Raw genomic sequence first — 21,327 nt, 5'->3', positions numbered from 1 at the left:
GTCAGGCCCCTGTCTTGCCGAGGACTGTGGGCGCTTCGGCCTCTTCGTGGAATTCGAGCTGGCGGCGCCGGTTCGGGATGAGGCCCTCGGGGCGGAAGCGCATGAGGAGGACGAGCGCGAGTCCGAAGGCGAAGAGCTGGTAGTCGCCGAGGAACTGGAGCTTGGCCGGGATGAGGTAGAGGAGTGCGGCGCCGACGAGGGGGCCGGCGATGGTGCCCATGCCGCCGAGGACGACCGCTGCGAGGAGGAAGGCCGAGTTGGGCGGTACGACGTGGGCGAACTGGTACTGCTCAGGGGTCACGGTGTAGGTGACGTGGGCCTGGACGGCGCCGGCGAGGCCGGCGAGGGAGGCGCCGAGAGCGAAGGCGATGAGCTTGACGCGGAAGCCGTTGATGCCCATGGCGAGGGCGGCGGTCTCGTCTTCGCGGATGGCGATCCAGGCGCGGCCGATGCGGGAGTCGCTGCTGCGTTGGAAGACGACAACGACGATCAACGTGATGACGAGCATCAGCAGGAAGTAGTTGGCGAATCGCGCGATGGTGAACCCGAGGATGGTGTGTTCGGCGCCGAAGTCGAAGCCGAGGATGTTGAGGTTCGGGATCGAGGAGATGCCGTTGGAGCCGTTGGTGATGTCGGGTCCTGAGGTGCCGTCCATGTTGAGGACGGTGATGCGGAAGATCTCACCGAAGCCGAGGGTGACGATGGCGAGGTAGTCGCCGCGCAGTCGGAGGGTGGGGGCGCCGATGAGGACGCCGAAGACCATGGCGACCGCGGCGCCGAGGATTGCGGAGAGCCAGAACGGCAGGTGGATGTCGAACGGGGAGGAGGGGGAGCCGGAGACCATGGCCGCGGTGTAGGCGCCGACACCGAGGAAGGCGACGTATCCGAGGTCGAGGAGGCCGGCGAGGCCGACGACGATGTTGAGGCCGAGGGCGACGGTGGCGAAGATCAGGATGTAGACGCCGATGGTCGCGTACTGGTCGTCGGACTGGGTGAAGGGGAAGAGCGCGGCGGCGATGAACGCGCCGAACATGGTGATGGTGCGGTGCTTGCCGGTGATGGCCGAGACCCGGGCCACGAGCCCGGCCTTGGCGAGGGCGGCGAAGCCGAAGCTGACGGTGATGAGGAAGCCGACGAATTGTTCGTCGTACTCGGTGCCGATGCCATAGGTGAAGACGGTCAGGCCGACGGCCATGGCGGCGACGATGACCAGGATCTCGGCGTAGGCGGGGAGCTTGGGTGCCTTGCTGGGGGTGCCGGAGGCGATGGCCGCTTTGAAGATGGACCAGTTGTGGCGTGCGGTGTGCCTGAACTGCTCCCAGCCGGTGTCGTCGGGGTCGAAGGGGTCGGGCTCCGGCCGGGTGAAGGGCAGGGCGAAGGAGCCGAGGACTGCGGCGAGGGTGACGATCGCAGCGATGTAGGCGCCGGGTTCGAGGTTGACGACGCCGCCGAGCTGGGCGCTGATGGCGATGGCGGTGTACCAGGCGGTGGCGAAGGTGCCGAGTGCGGCGAGTTTGAGGGCGCTGTCGGCGCCGGCGGGGGTGAGCCAGCGCAGGCCCTTGACGCCGTAGGAGGCGAGGCCGAAGAGCGCGGTGAGGGCGCCGCCGATGAGGACGAGGACCTGGAGGCCGCCGGGGTAGCCGTAGACGGTGAGGTCGCCGGGGAATTCGCTGGTCCAGGTCCATGCGAGGAAGGTGGAGACGACGGCGAGGACGCCGCCGGCGGTGGCAAGGGCGCGGCCGACGTTCTCGGGGAGGCCGATGAGGCCCTTGGCGTTGCCGTCCTTGCTGACGGGGGCGCTGGGGTTTTCGGTGGTCTGTGTGGTCATCGGTGTCACGCCCTGTCAGCGACGCGCTCGCCGAGCAGGCCTTGTGGCCTGACCAGGAGTACGAGGATGAGGAGTACGAAGGCCCAGACGTTGGCCCAGGACTGGCCGCCGAGCAGGTCGAAGCCGGGGACGTCGGAGATGTAGGCCGTTGCCATGGTCTCGGCGAGGCCGAGGACGAGGCCGCCGAGCATGGCTCCGTAGATGTTGCCGATGCCCCCGAGGACGGCTGCGGTGAAGGCCTTGAGTCCGAGAATGAAGCCCATGCGGAACTGGACCTGGCCGTACTTGAGGCCGTAGGCGACGGCTCCGACGGCGGCGAAGACGGCGCCGAGGGCGAAGGCGACCACGATGATGCGGTCGGTGTTGATGCCCATGAGTTTCGCGGTGTCGGGGTCCTGGGCGGTGGCCTGCATGCCGCGGCCGGTGCGGGTCTTCATGACGAAGTAGGCGAGGATCGCCATGCTGATGGGTGCGGCGACGAACAGGAAGACGTCACCGGTCTGGATGATGACGCTGCCGATCTCGAAGGGGCCGCCCGCGATCTCGGGGAAGTTGATGGATTCCTTGGCCCCGGGGTACCAGGCCCACACCGCCTGCTGGAGGGCGAGGGAGAGGCCGATGGCGGTGATGAGGGGGGCGAGGCGTGGTGCGGTGCGCAGCGGGCGGTAGGCGAACCGTTCCGCTCCTACGGCGACGAGGACTGCGGCGATGACGGCTCCGAGGAGCATCAGTGGCAGTGCGAGCCACATGGTGGTGCCGTCGGGCAGTACGTACAGATAGACCGTGAGGGCGCCGAATCCTCCGATCATGAAGATCTCGCCGTGGGCGAAGTTGATGAGCTGGACGATGCCATAGACCATTGTGTAGCCGATGGCGACCAGCCCGTACATGGATCCCAGTAGCAGGCCGTTGACCAGCTGCTGCGGCAGTTCGTTCACCGCATGTCCTCCGAGACTTCGGATTGGTTTCGACGGATGTGTGGCCGGATGCGAGTCCGCGCGGGGCGCCAGTGGAACAGCGCCCCGCGCGGCTCGTTCAGGTGGTGCTGCGGGTCTCGATCAGCCTGTGTAGGTGCCGGACTTGACGGCCTTCCAGGCGCCGTTCTCGACGGCGTAGACGGTGAGCTGCTTGTTGGTGGCGTCACCGTACTCGTCGAAGGAGACCTTGCCGGTCACACCGTCGAACGACACGTTCTGGACGGCGGCGGTGATCTTCGCGCGGGCGTCGGACGGCAGCTTGCCGTCGTTGTCCTCGACGACCTTCTTGACGGCGAGGATGATCGTCCAGGCGGCGTCGTAGGAGTAACCGCCGTAGGCGGCGTAGTCGTCCTTGTAACTGGCAGCCTTGTAGTCGGCGACGAACTGCTTGGCAGAGGCGAGCTCCTCGACCGGGGCGCCGACGGAGGTGGCGAGGTCGCCGGCGCTGCCCGCGCCCGCCAGCTCGACGAACTGCGGGTCGAAGATGCCGTCGCCGCCGACGAGCGGGATCTTGGCGCCGGACTGCTTGATCTGCTTGCTGAGCGGGCCGGCCTGCGGGTATTCGCCGCCGTAGTAGACGACGTCGGCGCCGGAGTTCTTGACCTTGGTGGCGACCGCGGAGAAGTCCTTGGAGTCCGGGTCGATGTGGTCGGTGCCGACGACCTTGCCGCCGAGCTTCTTGAACTCCTCGGTGAAGGTGGCGGCGAGGCCGGCGCCGTAGGTCTTCTTGTCGTCGATGACGAAGACGTTCTTCTTCTTGGCGTCGTTGAAGACGTACTGCGCGGCGAAGGGGCCCTGGATGGCGTCCGTGGTCGCGGTGCGGAAGTACGACTTGTAGGTGCGGACCTTCTCCTTCTGCCAGTTGACACCCTGGGTGAGGGCCGGTCCGGTGTTGGCGGGGGAGATCTGGACGAGCTTGGCGTCGTCGAAGACCTTCTGCATGGACTCGGCCACGGAGGAGTTCAGCGGGCCGACGGCGCCCAGGACGGACTTGTCGCTGACGAGCTGGACGGCGTTGGCCTGGCCCGAGGAGGGCTGGGCCTGGTCGTCGAGAGATTTGATCTTGAAGGTGACGCCGTCTACGAGCTTCTGCTTGTTGGCGATGTTCGCGGCGAGGTCGACGGAGTTCTTGATGCCGAGGCCCAGCGCGGACAGGTCGCCGGTCAGCGGGGCGTCGACACCGATGGTCACGGTGGTGCCACTGCTGCCGGGGTCCGAGCCACCGTTGTCGTCGCGCGAGCCGCAGGCGGTGAGGGTGAGAGCTCCTGCCGCCAATGTGGCGGTTATGGCTATGAGCGAGCGTTGACGCACGATCAGTCCTTTCCTGGCACGTCCCTTCCCCGTGGAAGCGACTGAGTCGAGCGCTGGGCCGAAACGACTTCGAGTCCGATGGCGCGGTGACTGGCCGTGACTCTAAGCCTGGTCCGAGCGTGGAGGCATTGTGTGGGCTGGCTTGTGACTTTCTTGTTATGACGTGCCGCTTGATGACCCCTGGGAAGTAGGCGTTATTGGTGCATTTGTCAAGACTTAGCCTCGGTCCACATTTTGAGAAGTTGCACTTCCCGTTGCCCGTGGGCTTGGCCGCGAGGGCACCGGGCCGCAGGCCACGTGGAGCAGTTCGGAGAGGTCGTCAGGGTACGCGCCACCGAAGATGAAACTGTGGTGCTGTATTGCGCGTGTGTTACGCAGCGTTACGTCAAGAAAGGGCATGCCCGCGTCGAGGGGGAGTCCCTCGCAGTCGACCACGGATATCTGGACGGTGAGGCGACGGGTGGTCCCGGCGCTGATGGTGAAGGTCTCGGCGGGTGTGATGCGGGCGGCGAGACCGTCGAAAGCGGCGCCGGTGACGCGCACGGTGACGGGTGGCCCGCTGTGCACGGTGACCGCGAACCGGAACAGTCCGCTGGCGGGCGTGGAGTCGAAGGTCGCGGCGAGTCCTGTGTACCGGAACGTGGTGACGTTCGCGGGCCAGGGCATCGGCGTGAGGGTGCCGGGCGGGGTGGACTGATGCGGGGGCAGGAGGACGATGACTCCGGCCGCCGCGGCGGCCAGCGCGGCCGTGCCGAGCGCGGCTCTGCGAACGCGCGGCGGCAGGCCCCGCCAGCGGTCCGTGAGGCGTGGTGCGTCGGCACCGATGACTTCGTAAGTCTCTTGCGCGTCCGGCGAGTTGACGGGTTCGACGGGGCCGATGCCGGTCATGGTCGCAGCCTCATGGGGGAACCGTAGTGGGGGTTGGGGCCGAGGTCGATGCGGGTCCGGCGTTCGAGAGGTGGGGTCGATGCCGTCCGGGCGCTTTTTCAGCCCGTCCGGCGTTTTGAGGAGGGGGCCTGTCCGGGGCCGTGGCGGGGGCCTGGGGGGCCCAGCATCCAGGACGGGACGGGGGACGACGGGCAGGGGAGGCGGGGCGAGCCCCTGGGGTCCTCAGCCCGCCGCCGGCGCGTCACGCAGCAGGCACGTCAGACGGCCCGTGCACACGCGCTTGTCGTTCTCGTCCGTGATCACGACCTCGTACGTCGCTGTCGAGCGCCCCCGGTGGACGGGTGTGGCCACGCCGGTGACCAGGCCGGAGCGGGCTCCGCGGTGGTGGGTGCAGTTCAGGTCCACGCCCACGGCGATCTTCGTGCTGCCCCCGTGCATCATGGCGCCCACCGACCCGAGCGTCTCGACCAGCACCGCGGACGCGCCCCCGTGCAGGAGCCCGTACGGCTGTGTGTTGCCCTCGACGGGCATCGTGCCGACGACCCGGTCGGCCGACGCCTCCACGATCTGGACGCCCATCCGGTTCCCCAGGTGTCCCGCGGAGAACATGGCGACCACGTCCACACCGAGCGCCGCGTACTCGTCTATGACCTCTTGCGGGAACTTCACATGCTGCTGCTCACCCATGGGGCCCGGCTCCGTTCGTCGACCTTCGTCCGTCCGCTGAGCAAACGCTCAGTCGGTGGCCGATTGTTCCAGACGCACGACCACGGACTTGCTGGCCGGGGTGTTGCTGGTGTCGGCGGTGGCGTCCAGCGGGACCAGGACGTTGGTCTCGGGGTAGTAGGCCGCCGCGCATCCCCGGGCCGTCGGGTAGAACACGACCCGGAATCCGGGCGCCCGCCGCTCGACGTCGTCCTTCCACTCGCTCACGAGGTCGACGTACGAACCGTCGGCGACCCCGAGGGTCCGTGCGTCCTCGGCGTTCACCAGGACCACCCGGCGGCCGTTCTTGATGCCCCGGTAGCGGTCGTCCAGGCCGTAGATCGTGGTGTTGTACTGGTCGTGCGAACGCAGGGTCTGAAGGAGCAGGCGGCCTTCGGGGAGCTTGGGGAACTCGACGGGGGCCGCGGTGAAGTTGGCCTTGCCGGTGGCTGTCGGGAAGCGGCGCTCGTCGCGAGGTGCGTGCGGGAGGGTGAAGCCCGAAGGGTCGGCCACGCGCGCGTTGAAGTTCTCGAAGCCCGGGATGACGCGCGCGATGCGGTCGCGGACCGTGGCGTAGTCCTTCTCGAACTCCTCCCAGGGGGTGCGGGACTCCTCGCCCAGGACGCGCCGGGCCAGGCGGCAGACGATGGCCGGCTCGGAGAGGAGATGCGTGCTCGCGGGCTCCAGGCGGCCCCGGGAGGCGTGCACCATGCCCATGGAGTCCTCGACCGTCACGAACTGCTCGCCACTGCCCTGGAGGTCGCGCTCGGTGCGGCCGAGCGTCGGCAGGATCAGGGCACGCGCGCCCGTGACGGCGTGCGAACGGTTCAGCTTCGTCGAGACGTGCACGGTGAGGCGGGCGCGCCGCATGGCGGCCTCGGTGACCTCCGTGTCGGGGGAGGCGGAGACGAAGTTGCCGCCCATGGCGAAGAAGACCTTGGCCTCGCCGTCGCGCAGGGCGCGGATCGCCCGTACGACGTCGTAGCCGTGCTCGCGGGGCGGGGCGAAGCCGAACTCCTTCTCCAGGGCGTCCAGGAAGGCGGGGGCGGGGCGTTCGAAGATGCCCATCGTGCGGTCGCCCTGGACGTTGGAGTGGCCGCGGACCGGGCACACACCCGCGCCCGGGCGGCCGATGTTGCCGCGCAGGAGAAGGAAGTTGACCACCTCGCGGATGGTGGGCACGGAGTGCTTGTGCTGGGTCAGGCCCATCGCCCAGCACACGATGGTGCGCTCGGAGGCCAGGACCATGCCGAGGGCTTTTTCGATCTCCGAGCGCGTGAGGCCCGTCGCGGTGAGGGTCTCGTCCCAGTCGGCGGCGCGGGCCGCGTCGGCGAACTCCTCGTAGCCGTGGGTGTGTTCGCGGACGAACGGCTCGTCGACGGCACCTTCCGTGTCGAGGATCAGCTTGTTGAGGAGGCGGAAGAGGGCCTGGTCGCCGCCGATGCGGATCTGCAGGAACAGGTCGTTGAGTGCGGCGCCCCTGAACATGCCCTGGGGGGTCTGCGGGTTCTTGAAGCGTTCCAGGCCCGCCTCGGGCAGCGGGTTGACGCTGATGATCCGCGCGCCGTTCGCCTTCGCCTTCTCCAGGGCGGAGAGCATCCGGGGGTGGTTGGTGCCCGGGTTCTGGCCGGCGACGATGATCAGATCGGCCTTGTAGAGGTCCTCCAGGAGGACGCTGCCCTTGCCGATGCCGATGGTCTCGGAGAGCGCGGAACCCGACGACTCGTGGCACATGTTCGAGCAGTCGGGGAGGTTGTTCGTGCCCAGTTCGCGGGCGAACAGTTGGTAGAGGAACGCGGCCTCGTTGCTGGTGCGGCCCGAGGTGTAGAAGAGTGCCTCGTCCGGCGAGCCGAGAGCCTTGATCTCCTCGGCGACGATGCCGAAGGCACGCTCCCAGGAGACCGGTTCGTAGCGGTCGGCGCCCTCGGGCAGGTACATGGGGTGGGTGAGGCGGCCCTGCTGGCCCAGCCAGTAGCCGCTGCGGCCGGCCAGGTCGGTCACCGTATGGGCGGCGAAGAACTCCGGGGTGACACGGCGAAGGGTGGCTTCCTCGGCGACCGCTTTCGCGCCGTTCTCGCAGAACTCCGCGGCGTGCCGGTGCTCGGGCTCGGGCCAGGCGCAGCCCGGGCAGTCGAAGCCGTCCTTCTGGTTGACGCGCAGGAGGGTGAGCGCGGTACGGCGGACGCCCATCTGCTGCTGGGCGATGCGCAGGGTGTGGCCGATGGCGGGCAGTCCGGCCGCGGCATGCTTCGGCTCGGCGACCTGCGGCGCGTCCTGAACCGGATCACCCTTGGGCGGCTTGCTGGCCATTGCTGAACCCCTTCCCTTGCACGTGTCTCTCCGCTTGCACGCGGTGGGCGTGCGCATGGTTCACCTGCGTGTCTGCCACCTGTTCGATCCTCGCACGGGGTGGCGACAACCGCGGTGCTGGGTTCTGGACGGCCCGCGTTGTCAGTGGCACGTGGCAGGATCGGGGTCGTGGCAGAAACAGCAGCGAAGAAGACCGAGAAGACCTCCGGCACGGGCCGCCCCCTGCTGATGCTCATGGACGGGCATTCGCTGGCGTACCGCGCGTTCTTCGCGCTGCCCGCGGAGAACTTCACGACCGCGACGGGCCAGCCGACGAACGCGATCTACGGCTTCGCGTCGATGCTCGCCAACACGCTGCGCGACGAGGCGCCCACGCACTTCGCGGTGGCGTTCGACGTGTCCCGCAAGACCTGGCGCTCCGAGGAGTTCACGGAGTACAAGGCGAACCGGTCGAAGACGCCGGACGAGTTCAAGGGGCAGGTCGAGCTGATCGGCGAGCTGCTCGACGCGATGCACGCGGAGCGGTTCGCGGTCGACGGTTTCGAGGCCGACGACGTCATCGCCACGCTGACCACGCAGGCCGAGGCCGCCGGCTTCGACGTACTGATCGTCACGGGTGACCGGGACTCCTTCCAGCTGGTCACCGAGCACACGACGGTGCTGTACCCGACGAAGGGCGTCTCGGAACTGACCCGGTTCACTCCGGAGAAGGTCTTCGAGAAGTACGGGTTGACGCCGGCGCAGTACCCGGACTTCGCGGCACTGCGCGGCGACCCGTCCGACAACCTTCCCGGTATCCCGGGGGTCGGTGAGAAGACGGCGGCGAAGTGGATCAACCAGTTCGGGTCGTTCGCGGACCTGGTCGAGCGGGTCGAGGAGGTCAAGGGCAAGGTCGGGCAGAACCTGCGCGACCACCTGGACGCCGTCAAGCTCAACCGCCGGCTCACCGAGATGGTCCGGGACGTCGAACTCCCGAAGACGGTCACGGACTTGGAGCGCGCCGCATACGACCGTACGGCGGTCGCGATGGTCCTCGACACCCTGGAGATCCGGAACCCCTCGCTGCGCGAGCGGCTGCTGGCCGTCGATCCGGGCGCCGAGGAGGCCGACGCCGGACCGGTCGCCGAGGCCGGTGTCGAGGTGGACGGGACAGTGCTCGGCGCGGGCGAGCTGGCCCCCTGGCTCACCGAGCACGGCACGGAGGTGCTCGGCGTCGCCACGGTCGACACCTGGGCGCTGGGCAGCGGCTCGGTCGCCGAGGTCGCGCTCGCCGCGCCCGGGGGAGCGGCCGCCTGGTTCGACCCGGCGGAGCTGGACGAGGCCGACGAGAACGCGTTCGCGGCCTGGCTGGCCGACACCGGCCGGCCCAAGGTGTTCCACAGTGCCAAGGGCGCGATGCGGGTCTTCGCGGAGCACGGGTGGACCGTGGCCGGGGTGAGCATGGACACGGCTCTCGCCGCGTACCTGGTCAAGCCGGGGCGCCGTTCCTTCGACCTGGACGCGCTGTCCCTGGAGTACCTCGGCCGTGAACTGGCGCCCGCCGCGACGGCGGACGGCCAGCTGGCCTTCGGTGCGGACGAGGGCGCCGAGGCCGATTCCCTGATGGTGCAGGCCCGCACGATCGTCGACCTGGGCGAGGCGTTCGGCGCGCGCCTGAAGGAGGTCGGCTCGGCGGACCTGCTGCGGGACATGGAGCTGCCGACGTCCGCGCTGCTGGCCCGCATGGAGCGGTACGGCATCGCGGCGGACCGGGCCCACCTGGAAGCCATGGAGCAGATGTTCGCGGGCGCGGTGCAGCAGGCGGTGAAGGAGGCGCACGCGGCGGCCGGCCACGAGTTCAACCTCGGCTCGCCCAAGCAGCTCCAGGAGGTCCTCTTCGGCGAGTTGGGCCTCCCGAAGACAAAGAAGACCAAGACCGGCTACACGACGGACGCTGACGCCCTGGCCTGGCTGGCGGGCCAGACGGACAACGACCTGCCGGTCGTCATGCTCCGCCACCGCGAGCAGGCGAAGCTGCGGGTCACCGTCGAGGGCCTGATCAAGACGATCGCCGCGGACGGCCGTATCCACACCACCTTCAACCAGACGGTGGCGGCGACGGGCCGCCTGTCCTCCACCGACCCCAACCTCCAGAACATCCCCGTCCGTACGGACGAGGGCCGGGCCATCCGCCGCGGCTTCGTGGTCGGCGAGGGCTTCGAGTCCCTCATGACCGCGGACTACAGCCAGATCGAACTCCGGGTGATGGCCCACCTGTCGGAGGACGAGGGTCTGCTGGAGGCGTTCACGTCCGGAGAGGACCTGCACACCACGGTCGCCTCCCAGGTGTTCTCGGTCGAGCGGTCGGCGGTGGACGCGGAGATGCGCCGCAAGATCAAGGCGATGTCGTACGGATTGGCGTACGGCCTGTCGGCCTTCGGTCTGTCCGGGCAGCTGAACATCGACGCGGGCGAGGCACGCGTCCTGATGGACACGTACTTCGAGCGCTTCGGCGGCGTACGGGACTATCTGCGCCGGGCCGTCGACGAGGCGAGGGCGACGGGCTACACGGAGACCCTCTTCGGCCGCCGCCGCTACCTGCCCGACCTGAACAGCGACAACCGTCAGCGCCGCGAGATGGCCGAGCGCATGGCCCTGAACGCCCCGATCCAGGGCACGGCCGCGGACATCGTCAAGATCGCCATGCTGAAGGTCGGCCAGGCGCTGGAGGAGGCGAAGCTCAAGTCCCGCATGCTGCTCCAGGTCCACGACGAAATCGTCCTGGAGATCGCCCCCGGTGAGCGCGAGGCGACAGAGGAACTGGTCCGCCGGGAGATGGCGGGCGCGGTGCAGCTGCGGGCACCGCTGGACGTGTCGGTGGGGTCGGGGCTCGACTGGGAGTCGGCGGCACATTAGCTCCGCTGGTTGGGCGGTTTGTTGTCTGCGGCCCGGTGGGGGCTGATCGCGCAGTTCCCCGCGCCCCTTGAGAGCAGGGGCTGCGCCCTGCAGACGAAAGACAGGGGCGCAGCCCCGTCTTTCAGGGGCGCGGGGAACTGCGCGACCAGCCACGACGGCGCCGCAGACAACAAACTGCCCAACCCCCGGAGGGCCCGTCACCCGCGTGGCCCCCGCAGGCACGCCTCCGCAAGGGGTGCCCGCCAGGATGCGGGCATGGGTATACGCACGCTCACCCGCCGGATCGACCCCACGCGAACCTCCTCGGTGCAGGCATTCGCGGCCGACGCGAGCACCGCCCGCGTTCCCAGGAGCAGCCCCATCACCGCACCCCTCAGGTGCCGCACCGACGTACTCCGGCATGCACTCGCCCCGCGCCCCGCTCACCTCGGCTCGCGTCCCGGCCTCCCCATACCCGGCCGCGCGCGGGCCTGGCGCCGCTGGACCGGCTGGGGGCGCGGGTGGCTGCGCCGGCCGTTTCGCACAGGTCAGCGAGAACCCGTACGCCCTCCGGCCCGCCCTCCCGCGTGATCCGCGGCCTCCCCCTCCGTGCGCTCTTCCTCTGTACGGCGGTGACGGTCTTCCGGGGCACGAGCCCCCGTCCGCTCCCCCAGGCGCCAGAACCTGACGCCCGCGGCGTACAGGATCAGCCCCGGCAGCAGGCCCGCGCCCGCTCCGAAGCACACTGTCGGGATCAGCTCGTAGGCCTCCGCCGTAGAACCCCAGGACGCCCACCAGCGCAGCGCCCGCTGCACCGCGCCCACCGCCGCGCAGCCGCCGATCACGGCGCAGGCCAGCCACCGGTCCCGTACCGACAGCACCGGCACGCCTGCCGGTCTGCCCGGGGCGGTCCGCCGCAGCGCGTGGTACACGAATCCGGCGATCACCGCCGCGGCCAGCGCCGAACCTCCGTACTGGAGGTACCAGTACAGCGGTGAGCCCCCCATCTCGCGGTCCAGGACGGGGAACAGCCGCAGCCCCCACCGGTCGTGGTGCGTGAACGCGTCCCAGACGACATGGGTCAGTGCGCCGAGCGCGGCCGACGCGTACCACCGGAGCGTCAGGGACGGCGTCGTCCGCGCGCGTGGGGCTCCGCAGCGCAGCAGGGTCGCCGTCCTGCCCTGCCGGGCGCGTGGCAGCAGGGCCACCAGTGGCTCGCGGAGCAGCAGCCACAGGCCCACCAGTGCCCAGGCGACGGCTACGTCGATCGTGAAGACGCCGGGGAAGGAGTGGGTGACGTCGCCGAACTCCATCGCCTCGGGCAGGAAGCTCGCCGCGTAGTAGGTCATGTCGGGGGAGAAGGAACCGGCGACGAGTACCGCCGGTACCAGTCGGCCGCGTCCGGTTCCGTCGGCGCGTACGGCGGGCAGTACGGCCGCCGCATGGCTGAGAGTGAACGGCAAGTGGGCTCCCTGGGGCGGATGTTGACGGGGGCGAACCGCCCCGGTGATCACCGGCGTCCAGTATGACGGGACGGCATGGGACCGCGCCGGGCTGCACGGGTCCCACGCAGACCGTAGGAGGGGAGTGTGAAAAGCCGCGTGAGGGCCACCCGGGTCCGCGGAACGCGGCAGAATCACATATGGCCAATCGGTGAATATCGGGCACGAACGGGTGTTCGCGCAACGGAAGTTGTCGTAGGGTCGCCTGGGTCGGTCTACGGGGAGAGTGCGGGGGAGTACGGCCGAACGCGGAAGCGCAACGAAGGCGAAGGAAAACGGGCGGAACAGGGCGACTTGTCGCCCGCGGGAGGGGTTCTCTGTATGGCGGCGTACATCGGCAGGAGGCTCCGCAAGGGGGCGGCGACCACCGCTGTGGCCGCGCTCGCGGTCGCGGCTCTGTCCGCATCCCAGGCTCCGGGGGTGACGGTCGACGACCAGGGCAGACGGACCGCCAGTGACTCCCAGCCCACGTCCGATTCGGCGGCCGACGACAGCGCCACGGGCAACTCGCCGTACTACACGGACCTTCCGCCGCTCAACAGTCCGAACCCCAGCCCGAGTCCGTCGCAGTCGTCGACCATAGGCACGCCGGTCTCACGCGGTGAGGCCGAGGCAGGCATACCCGCGACCGTCCTCGACGCCTACAAGAAGGCCGAGGCGGCGCTCGGCACGGCCAAGCCCAGCTGCAACCTGCCCTGGCAGCTGCTCGCGGCCATCGGCAAGGTCGAGTCGGGCCAGGCCCGCGGGGGCAGGGTCGACGCGAACGGCACCACGACCAGCCCGATTCTGGGCCCGCAGCTGGACGGCAACGGCTTCGCGCTCATCAGGGACACCGACAACGGCGCCTACGACGGCAACAGCAGCTACGACTCGGCCGTCGGGCCCATGCAGTTCATCCCGTCCACCTGGGCGTGGGCCGCCCGCGACGGCAACGGCGACGGCAAGGAAGACCCCAACAACATCTACGACGCGGCCCTCGCCGCCGGCCACTACCTGTGCCGGTACGGCTGGGACCTGTCGACGCAGGCCGACCTCAACCGCGCGATCCTCAGCTACAACAACTCGACGGACTATCTGAACCTCGTCCTGTCGTGGCTGGAGTACTACCGCAAGGGCACCCACGAGGTCCCCGACGGTACGGGTACGGTGCCCGTCAGCCGCAGCGACGACAACGTCGCGGCGAGCCGCTCACCGTCACCGACCCCGGGTACGACGACGCCGAGCCCGAGCCCGTCTCCCGCCAAGCCGGGCACCGCGCCCCCGGCCAAGCCCGCCGTGCCGACCCCGACACCCCCGCCCACGCAGACGCCGACGCCGACTCCCACCGACACGGTGCACCACCTGGAGGACGCGGGTACTGCCAAGCTCACGGCGATGGCGGGCGACACGTTCACCAAGAAGATCAGTACGCGCGCGGAGACCGCGGCCGGCAAGGCGGTCGGCAAGGTCAGGATCCGCTTCACGATCGTCGGCGACACCGACACCGTCTTCACCGGCGGCGAGAGCGTCGCCACGGTCGTCACCAGCAGCACCGGAGTCGCGGTCGCGCCCGCGCTCAAGGCCGGTGAGAAGACCGGCGACTTCACGGTCCGCGCGGTCGTCGTCGGCCGTACGGTCGGCGCCCTCGACTACGCGGCCACCGTCACCGCCCGGGCCGCCGACACCCTCGCCCGCACCAGCACCACCGCGCTGACCTGCGTGGCGGGCGGAGAGTTCGCCGACCAGGTCGAGCTGAAGGCGACGTACGCGGGAGCCGTCGCGGACGGTGTCGCGGCCACCGCGACCCTGATCGCGTCGGCCGACGACGCGACCGCGAACGACAAGGGCCCCTACTTCAAGGACGCGGACGGCAAGACGGTCCGCACCCTCACGGGCCTCGAAACGGACGCGAACGGTCTGCTCAAGCTGCCGAAGCTGTACGCGGACGGCACCGCCGGCACCTTCCTGCTCCGCGTCACCACCACCGGCGGCGCAACCGTGACGGTCGAGCTGACGGTGACGGCGCCGGCCACCCCGACCGAACCGGCCACCCCGACGGAAACGTCGACTCCCATGGAGTCGGCCACCCCCTCGGACTCCGCCTCCCCGAGCGCGTAAACCGCCGTACGTACTTGTACGTACGAAATACGCATGAAAGCGGCACCCCTCCGATGCGAGGGATGCCGCTTTCGCGTGTGCGGGTTGTTCTCATCTCGCCCGCCCGTTGCTACGGTGCCCCCGACCTGACACCCCGTCAGTTCACTGTCGGCAGCCGGGGAGGACCCGTATGCGTGCCCTGATCGCCGCCGCGACCGGACTCGCCGTCGCGTTCGCGCTCGTCCTCACGATCACGGCCATGGGCGCGCCGACGGGCACGACATCCCCGAAGCCGCTGCTCACGACGGTCCCGTCACACCCGTAGCCGCCGCACCTCTTTGGGAGGGAGGCCGAGATGCGCCGCAAATCCGGCCTGGTCCTGCTCGCCCTCGCCGTGTTCTTCGCGGCGCTGTCCCCCCTGCTGCGCTGGTACGCCTTCCCGCGCCTCGCCAAGGTCCCGGCGAACCAGTACCAGGACATGGTCCTGGAGGCGAAGAACGCGACCCTTCTCGACTACGACGGGTTCACGGCCAAGAAGGTCCCCAAGGTCACCATCGTCCAGACCCTCAAGGGCAACGTCGAGGCCTCGGAGGCGATCGAGAAGACGGCGGGGCGTGACGTGGTCGTCTGGGACGGCCTCTCCTATGTCCAGGGGCCCGACGGGAAGATGGTGTCGAAGATCCCCGAGCGCTACATCTTCGACGCGCACACCCAGGAACCGGTCCACGCCACCGGCGAGGCGGTCGACGGCGACCCGGTGAAACGGGAGGGCATCGAGTTCAAGTGGCCGTTCCTGGTGGAGAAGCGGGACTACGAGTACTTCGACGCGCAGACGCGCACGACGGCCCCCATCCACTACAAGGGCACACGGGACTTCCGCGGTGTCCAGGTCTACTACTTCGAGCAGACCGTCCCGTGGACGAAGGTCGCGTTCCCCAAGTCCATGCCGGTCAAGGGCATCACGCCCGCGATGGTCGCCGCGACCGGCACCACGCGCTGGTACACCACGGTCCGTAAGTTCTGGGTGGAACCGGTCACCGGTGCACCCGTCTACGGCGAGGAGATCCACCAGGAGGAGCTGCGCGGCGGCACCCTCCTGGGAGGGCGCGAAAAGGTGACGGCCTTCTCCGGGCACGTGAAAATGCGCGAGGACTACATCAGGTCGACGGTCGACCTGGTCAAGTCGCAGCGCGTACTGGTCCTCCTGATGACGTCGTACCTGCCCTGGGGCTTCCTGACCCTGGGTGTGCTCCTGCTGGCCCTCGCCCTCTACCTGGAGGCGCGCGGCCGAAGGCCCGCCGACCCCGTGCCCACGGAGACCTCCGCCCCCGAGCCGGTCACCGCCTGAGCCGCGCGTTCGTGTACCGGGTCGGCTCGGCGGTCGCCGGATCCTCGGGCCACGGATGCTTGGGATACCGCCCGCGCAGCTCGGCGCGTACACCCTTGTAGCCGCCCTTCCAGAAGGAGGCGAGGTCCGCGGTGACGGCGGCCGGCCGCCCGGCGGGCGACAGCAGATGAACGAGAACGGGCACACCGGCCACGGCGGGCGATTCCTGGAGCCCGAACATCTCCTGCAACTTCACGGCGAGCACAGGCCGTTCGGGATCGGAGTAGTCGATCCGGATTCTGGACCCGCTCGGCACCGCCAGCCGCTCGGGCGCGAGCTCGTCGAGGCGGCCGGCCTGACCGGAGGCCCACGGCAGAAGCCGATTCAGCGCCTGCCCCGCCTCGATCCGCCCCAGGTCCGCCCGCCGCCGCGCCCGGCTCAGCTCCGGCTCCAACCACTCGTCCACGCGCGCGTGGAGGGCGTTCTCGGAGACGTCCGGCCACGGAGCCCCCAGATGCAGATGAAGAAAGGCGAGCCGCAGCCGCAGCACCCCGGCATCCGCGGACCACCGCAACAGCCCGAGCCCGTCCTGCCGCAGCCCCTCAAGAAGTGCGTTGCGTACGAGTACGGGGTCGGGGTTCCGCAGCGGACGCACCGCCAGCTCCACCGCCCCTAGCCGCTCGACCCGCCGGGCGACGACATCCCCGTCGGCCCAGTGGACCTCCTCGCCCGTGGAGTGCAGGGCACCGGCCGCCGACCGCGCGGTGTCCTCGTCGACGGTGGCGGCGAGCCGCACGCGCGCGTGCCCGGCCCCGACCGGCCGGTCCGCCACGGCGACCGCGATCCAGGGAGCGCCTCGCAGCGCGGAACCGTCACCGGCCTCGGCGCGGGTACCGGACAGCATCAGATACGAACCGCCCTGAGCCCTGGCGAGCCGCTCGGGAAACGCCAGCGCGGCGACGAGCCCCACGGCACGGTCGTCCCCGACGGCGGGGGCGGGTTTGTGGGGCGCGGGATCCGGTGCCGCCGAGCGCAGCCGCCGGGCCTCCGTCCGCCAGCGGGCGGCGTACGCGTCGCCTCCGCGCCGGGCCGCCCGCCAGGCCGCCGCGAGGTCGTCGCCGTACTCCCGCGGCGGCTCCTCGCTCAGCAGTGCGACCACCTCCGCGGCCCGGACCGCGCCCACCTCGGGCGCCGCGTCCAGCAGGGCCCGGGCCAGCCGGGGGTGCAGACCGAGGCGGGACATGCCGACGCCCCGGTCCGTGGCCCGCCCGCCGGCGTCCACCGCGCCGATCGCCCTCAGCACCGCCCGCGCCGCCGCCATCGCCCCGCCCGGCGGCGGGTCCAGCAGTGCCAGCCCGGAGGCGTCAGGATCGCCCCAGCAGGCCGCCTGAAGCGCGAACGCCGTCAGGTCGGCCACTTTGATCTCCGGCGACGGGAAGCGCGTCAGGCGGGCGTCCTCAGCCTCCGTCCAGCAGCGGTACACCGCCCCCGACGCCTCACGCCCGGCCCGCCCCGCCCGCTGCCGTCCCGCCGCCTGCGAGGCCCGCACCGTCGCCAGTGCGCTCAGCCCGCGCGCGTGGTCCACCCTCGGCTCCCGGGCCAGCCCGGAGTCGACGACCACCCGAACCCCCGGAACCGTCAGCGACGACTCCGCCACCGACGTGGCCAGCACCACCCGGCGACCCGCCCCGCCCGCCAGCACCGAGTCCTGCACCGCCGCAGGCGCCCGCCCGTGCACCTGGAGCACCTCGACCGCAGGCCCTAGGTCCCGCAACTGGCCCGCCACGCGCGCGATCTCCCCGACGCCGGGCAGGAAACACAGCACGTCCCCCGCACGCTCGGCCAGCGCCCGCCGCACCACCGACGCCACATGCGTCAGCAACGCCGGGTCGACGCGCATACCGTGCGGTGGCCGTACGGGCCGCACCGGTGGCGCCCACACCACGTCCACCGGATACGACACGCCCGCCGCCTCGACCACCGGCGCGCCGCCCAGCAGCCGCGCCCAGCCCTCGGCATCGGTCGTCGCCGACGCCGCCACCAGCCGCAGTTCGGGGCGCAGCGCCTCCCGTACGTCGACCAGGAACGCCGCCGCCGTGTCCGCGTCCAGGTGCCGTTCGTGGCACTCGTCGAGCACGACCACGTCGACGCCCGGCAACTCCTGGTCCCGCTGGAGTCGTTGCAGCAGCACACCCGTCGTGACGACCTCCACGCGCGTGCGGCGCCCGACCACCCGCTCCCCGCGCACGGTGTACCCGACGCTGTCGCCCACCCGCTCGCCCAGCAGCCACGACATCCGTCTCGCCGCCGCCCGCGCGGCGATCCGCCTCGGCTCGGCGACCACGACCCGCCGCGCCGGCCCGCCGTCCTCCAGCAGTCCCGCCAGCGCCAGCGGCACCAACGTGGTCTTGCCGGTGCCGGGCGGTGCCACGAGCACCGCGGTGCCGTGTGCGTCGAGCGCGTCGGTCAGGCCGGGCAGGGCCCCGCGTACGGGCAGGACGTCCAGGGCGTCGTAACGGATCACGCCCCCAGTGTCGTACGTCGACGGAAAACGCCCTCCACGCGTGCGTGGAGGGCGTTTGGCACAGTGGGTTCTTCCGGGCCGGGTTACTCAGTCACGCTCGCACACGAAGATCGCCGTCCCCGGGATGAGACCGCCGCGCAACGGGGACCAGCCGCCCCAGTCGGAGGTGTTCCAGGACGGCCACTGCGGCTCGACCAGGTCCACCAGCCGCAGGCCGCCGGCCACGATGTCCCGGACGCGGTCGCCGATCGTCCTGTGGTGCTCGACGTACACCGCGTTGCCGTCGTCGTCCTGCTCGACGTACGGCGTGCGGTCGAAGTACGAGCCGGAGACCGACAGCCCCTCGGGGCCGGGCTCGTCCGGGAACGCCCAGCGGATGGGGTGCGTCGTCGAGAAGACGAAGCGCCCGCCCGGACGCAGCACCCGGCGCACCTCGCGCAGCACCAGCACCGGGTCGGCGACGAAAGGCATGGCCCCGTACGCCGAGCACACCAGGTCGAAGGAGCCGTCGGCGAAGGGGAGGGCGCCCGCGTCCGCCTCCACCAGGGGGACCCCGCCGCCGATGCGCAGGGCGTGCTGGAGCTGGCGGTGGGAGAGGTCCAGGGCCACCGGGCGGGCACCCTGGGCGGCCAGCCAGCGCGAGCACTGGGCCGCGCCGGCGCCGATCTCCAGGATGTCCTTGCCCTTGAGGTCCTCGGCCGGACCGAGCAGCTCGGCCTCCACCTCGTCGAGGCCCTCGGGACCCCACACGAAACGGTCGTCGCCGAGGAAGGTGCCGTGCTCGTTCTGGTAGTCGTCCGCGTTCCGGTCCCACCAGCCCCGGTTGGCCCGGGAGCTCTCCGTGACTCCGGCGTCACGCCGGGTGGCCTCCGGCTCGGACGATTCGGGCTCTTGGATGATCGGCTCCCTCGTATTAGTCTGCGGGCTCTTCCGCCCGGCAGGTCCCGGTGGCCGACACGAATGGGGCGCCATCGCGCCCGCGTGGCCTCCTGGGACACGTCTTGTGCCGGGTATGCGGCGATCCGCCCCGGGTGTGCGCCTTCGCGCATTGACCCTGCCCGGCTGCCCCCGTATGCTACAAGTTGCGCTGCGGGCCTGCGCACCTCAGACGTAGCAGGCTGCGCTCGCATCTGTATGTATGTCCCCTCGGTTGTCGAGGCGCCACCGGATCATTCGGTCCTGGTGTGGCGCTTCCTTGGCTGTCCGGCCTTCTGCAGAGCGAAACGGGCTCCCGGCGTAAGCAGTACCTACGACTCTCTGTCCGTACCGGAGCCCTTTCCCACATGACGAGCAGCACCGAGATCACCGCCACCACCCCGCAGGTTGCGGTCAACGACATCGGTGACGAGGAAGCATTCCTCGCCGCTATCGACGAGACGATCAAGTACTTCAACGATGGTGACATCGTCGACGGCGTCATCGTCAAGGTTGACCGGGACGAGGTTCTCCTCGACATCGGTTACAAGACCGAAGGTGTCATCCCGAGCCGCGAGCTCTCGATCAAGCACGACGTCGACCCCAATGAGGTCGTCAAGGTCGGCGACGAGATCGAAGCCCTTGTTCTCCAGAAGGAGGACAAGGAAGGCCGCCTGATCCTCTCGAAGAAGCGCGCCCAGTACGAGCGCGCCTGGGGCACCATCGAGAAGATCAAGGAAGAGGACGGCATCGTCACCGGCACCGTCATCGAGGTCGTCAAGGGTGGTCTCATCCTCGACATCGGCCTCCGTGGCTTCCTGCCGGCCTCCCTTGTCGAGATGCGCCGCGTCCGCGACCTCCAGCCCTACGTGGGCAAGGAGCTCGAAGCCAAGATCATCGAGCTGGACAAGAACCGCAACAACGTGGTCCTGTCCCGCCGTGCCTGGCTCGAGCAGACCCAGTCCGAGGTTCGCCAGACGTTCCTCACGACCCTGCAGAAGGGTCAGGTCCGCTCCGGCGTCGTCTCCTCGATCGTCAACTTCGGTGCCTTCGTGGACCTGGGTGGCGTCGACGGTCTCGTGCACGTCTCCGAGCTCTCCTGGAAGCACATCGACCACCCCTCCGAGGTTGTCGAGGTCGGCCAGGAAGTCACCGTCGAGGTCCTCGACGTCGACATGGACCGCGAGCGTGTCTCCCTGTCGCTGAAGGCGACGCAGGAAGACCCGTGGCAGCAGTTCGCCCGGACGCACCAGATCGGTCAGGTCGTCCCGGGTAAGGTCACGAAGCTCGTCCCGTTCGGTGCGTTCGTCCGCGTGGACGAGGGCATCGAGGGTCTGGTCCACATCTCCGAGCTGGCCGAGCGCCACGTGGAGATCCCGGAGCAGGTCGTCCAGGTCAACGACGAGATCTTCGTCAAGGTCATCGACATCGACCTCGAGCGCCGCCGCATCAGCCTCTCGCTGAAGCAGGCCAACGAGTCCTTCGGTGCCGACCCGGCCTCGGTCGAGTTCGACCCGACGCTGTACGGCATGGCCGCGTCGTACGACGACCAGGGCAACTACATCTACCCCGAGGGCTTCGACCCCGAGACCAACGACTGGCTCGAGGGCTACGAGTCCCAGCGTGAGGTGTGGGAGAACCAGTACGCCGAGGCGCAGACGCGCTTCGAGCAGCACCAGGCTCAGGTCATCAAGTCCCGCGAGGCGGACGCCCAGGCCGAGGCCGAGGGTGTCACCACCCCGGGTGCGGCTCCGGCCGCCTCCGGTGGTGGCGGCGGCGGCTCGTACTCCTCGGAGTCGGACGACACGTCCGGCGCCCTGGCGTCGGACGAGGCGCTTGCCGCGCTGCGCGAGAAGCTGGCCGGTGGCCAGAGCTGATCGCAGCCGCTTGGCTTAGCAGCTAGTTGAAGGGCCCGCACCTCTGAGGTGCGGGCCCTTCAGCCTTGTGCGGTGCCGGTTGTCGTTCGGGTGCGGGTCCGGTGTGGCTGGTCGCGCCCACGCGGCGGAGCCGCACATCGATGCAGCCCCGCGCCCCTAGGGGGGGTGACCTTGCCGTCTTGCAGAAACGTGGGGGATACAGCAGTAACTGAC

At 70.0% G+C, this 21,327-nt stretch carries 14 protein-coding genes; 5 read left to right on the top strand and 9 right to left on the bottom strand.

The window, feature by feature from the left end:
* Nucleotide 1: 1 nt before the first annotated feature.
* The 6 genes from ACH4TV_RS00775 to ACH4TV_RS00750 form a co-directional block, all read right to left on the bottom strand.
* Nucleotides 2–1,828 carry a branched-chain amino acid ABC transporter permease gene (locus ACH4TV_RS00775; protein ID WP_398392802.1) on the bottom strand — a complete coding sequence of 609 codons (1,827 nt, stop codon included), beginning with the start codon at nt 1,826–1,828 and terminating at the stop codon, nt 2–4.
* A gap of 5 nt (nt 1,829–1,833) precedes the next feature.
* Nucleotides 1,834–2,766 (bottom strand): branched-chain amino acid ABC transporter permease, encoded by a 933-nt coding sequence (locus tag ACH4TV_RS00770; RefSeq protein ID WP_398392800.1) that lies wholly within the window; start codon nt 2,764–2,766, stop codon nt 1,834–1,836.
* A gap of 120 nt (nt 2,767–2,886) precedes the next feature.
* Nucleotides 2,887–4,116 carry an ABC transporter substrate-binding protein gene (locus ACH4TV_RS00765; RefSeq protein ID WP_398392798.1) on the bottom strand — a complete coding sequence of 410 codons (1,230 nt, stop codon included), beginning with the start codon at nt 4,114–4,116 and terminating at the stop codon, nt 2,887–2,889.
* 216 nt (nt 4,117–4,332) lie between these two features.
* Nucleotides 4,333–5,004, bottom strand: a complete 672-nt coding sequence (locus ACH4TV_RS00760; protein ID WP_398392796.1) for a hypothetical protein — start codon at nt 5,002–5,004, stop codon at nt 4,333–4,335.
* A gap of 222 nt (nt 5,005–5,226) precedes the next feature.
* The gene (locus ACH4TV_RS00755) at nt 5,227–5,691 is read right to left on the bottom strand and encodes a PaaI family thioesterase (RefSeq protein ID WP_398392794.1); all 465 of its coding nucleotides are present in this window, start codon (nt 5,689–5,691) and stop codon (nt 5,227–5,229) included.
* A 48-nt stretch (nt 5,692–5,739) separates the two neighbouring features.
* Nucleotides 5,740–8,019, bottom strand: coding sequence for an FdhF/YdeP family oxidoreductase (locus ACH4TV_RS00750; protein ID WP_398392792.1), 2,280 nt, complete (start codon nt 8,017–8,019; stop codon nt 5,740–5,742).
* A 168-nt stretch (nt 8,020–8,187) separates the two neighbouring features.
* On the opposite strand from ACH4TV_RS00750, the gene polA reads away from it, so the two are divergent.
* The gene (gene polA / locus ACH4TV_RS00745; RefSeq protein WP_398392790.1) at nt 8,188–10,914 is read left to right on the top strand and encodes a DNA polymerase I; all 2,727 of its coding nucleotides are present in this window, start codon (nt 8,188–8,190) and stop codon (nt 10,912–10,914) included.
* A gap of 527 nt (nt 10,915–11,441) precedes the next feature.
* Here the strand turns inward: polA and ACH4TV_RS00740 are convergent.
* On the bottom strand, nt 11,442–12,356 hold the full coding sequence (locus tag ACH4TV_RS00740; RefSeq protein WP_398392788.1) for a DUF4184 family protein: 915 nt from the start codon (nt 12,354–12,356) through the stop codon (nt 11,442–11,444).
* Nucleotides 12,357–12,716: 360 nt separating this feature from the next.
* On the opposite strand from ACH4TV_RS00740, the gene ACH4TV_RS00735 reads away from it, so the two are divergent.
* The 3 genes from ACH4TV_RS00735 to ACH4TV_RS00725 all read left to right on the top strand — a co-directional run bounded on the left by ACH4TV_RS00735 (nt 12,717) and on the right by ACH4TV_RS00725 (nt 15,819).
* Nucleotides 12,717–14,492 (top strand): lytic transglycosylase domain-containing protein, encoded by a 1,776-nt coding sequence (locus ACH4TV_RS00735; protein ID WP_398392787.1) that lies wholly within the window; start codon nt 12,717–12,719, stop codon nt 14,490–14,492.
* Nucleotides 14,493–14,661: 169 nt separating this feature from the next.
* Nucleotides 14,662–14,796, top strand: a complete 135-nt coding sequence (locus ACH4TV_RS00730; RefSeq protein ID WP_398392785.1) for an SPW_0924 family protein — start codon at nt 14,662–14,664, stop codon at nt 14,794–14,796.
* A gap of 30 nt (nt 14,797–14,826) precedes the next feature.
* Nucleotides 14,827–15,819, top strand: a complete 993-nt coding sequence (locus ACH4TV_RS00725) for a DUF3068 domain-containing protein (protein ID WP_398392783.1) — start codon at nt 14,827–14,829, stop codon at nt 15,817–15,819.
* On the opposite strand, the gene hrpB is transcribed toward ACH4TV_RS00725, so the two are convergent.
* Together hrpB and ACH4TV_RS00715 are read right to left on the bottom strand one after the other, a co-directional pair.
* Nucleotides 15,809–18,322 carry an ATP-dependent helicase HrpB gene (gene hrpB / locus ACH4TV_RS00720; RefSeq protein WP_398392781.1) on the bottom strand — a complete coding sequence of 838 codons (2,514 nt, stop codon included), beginning with the start codon at nt 18,320–18,322 and terminating at the stop codon, nt 15,809–15,811. The two genes, ACH4TV_RS00725 and hrpB, sit on opposite strands and share 11 nt — an antisense overlap.
* Nucleotides 18,323–18,409: 87 nt before the next feature.
* Nucleotides 18,410–19,294 (bottom strand): class I SAM-dependent methyltransferase, encoded by an 885-nt coding sequence (locus ACH4TV_RS00715; RefSeq protein WP_398392779.1) that lies wholly within the window; start codon nt 19,292–19,294, stop codon nt 18,410–18,412.
* 311 nt (nt 19,295–19,605) lie between these two features.
* Here ACH4TV_RS00715 and rpsA point away from each other — a divergent pair, with 311 nt between their 5' ends.
* The gene (gene rpsA, locus ACH4TV_RS00710) at nt 19,606–21,114 is read left to right on the top strand and encodes a 30S ribosomal protein S1 (protein ID WP_398392777.1); all 1,509 of its coding nucleotides are present in this window, start codon (nt 19,606–19,608) and stop codon (nt 21,112–21,114) included.
* Nucleotides 21,115–21,327: the final 213 nt, after the last annotated feature.

The sequence above is a fragment of the Streptomyces sp. NPDC020898 genome (assembly GCF_044333925.1).
Classification (GTDB): Bacteria; Actinomycetota; Actinomycetes; order Streptomycetales; family Streptomycetaceae; genus Streptomyces.
This window is presented reverse-complemented; position numbering and strand designations above follow the sequence as displayed.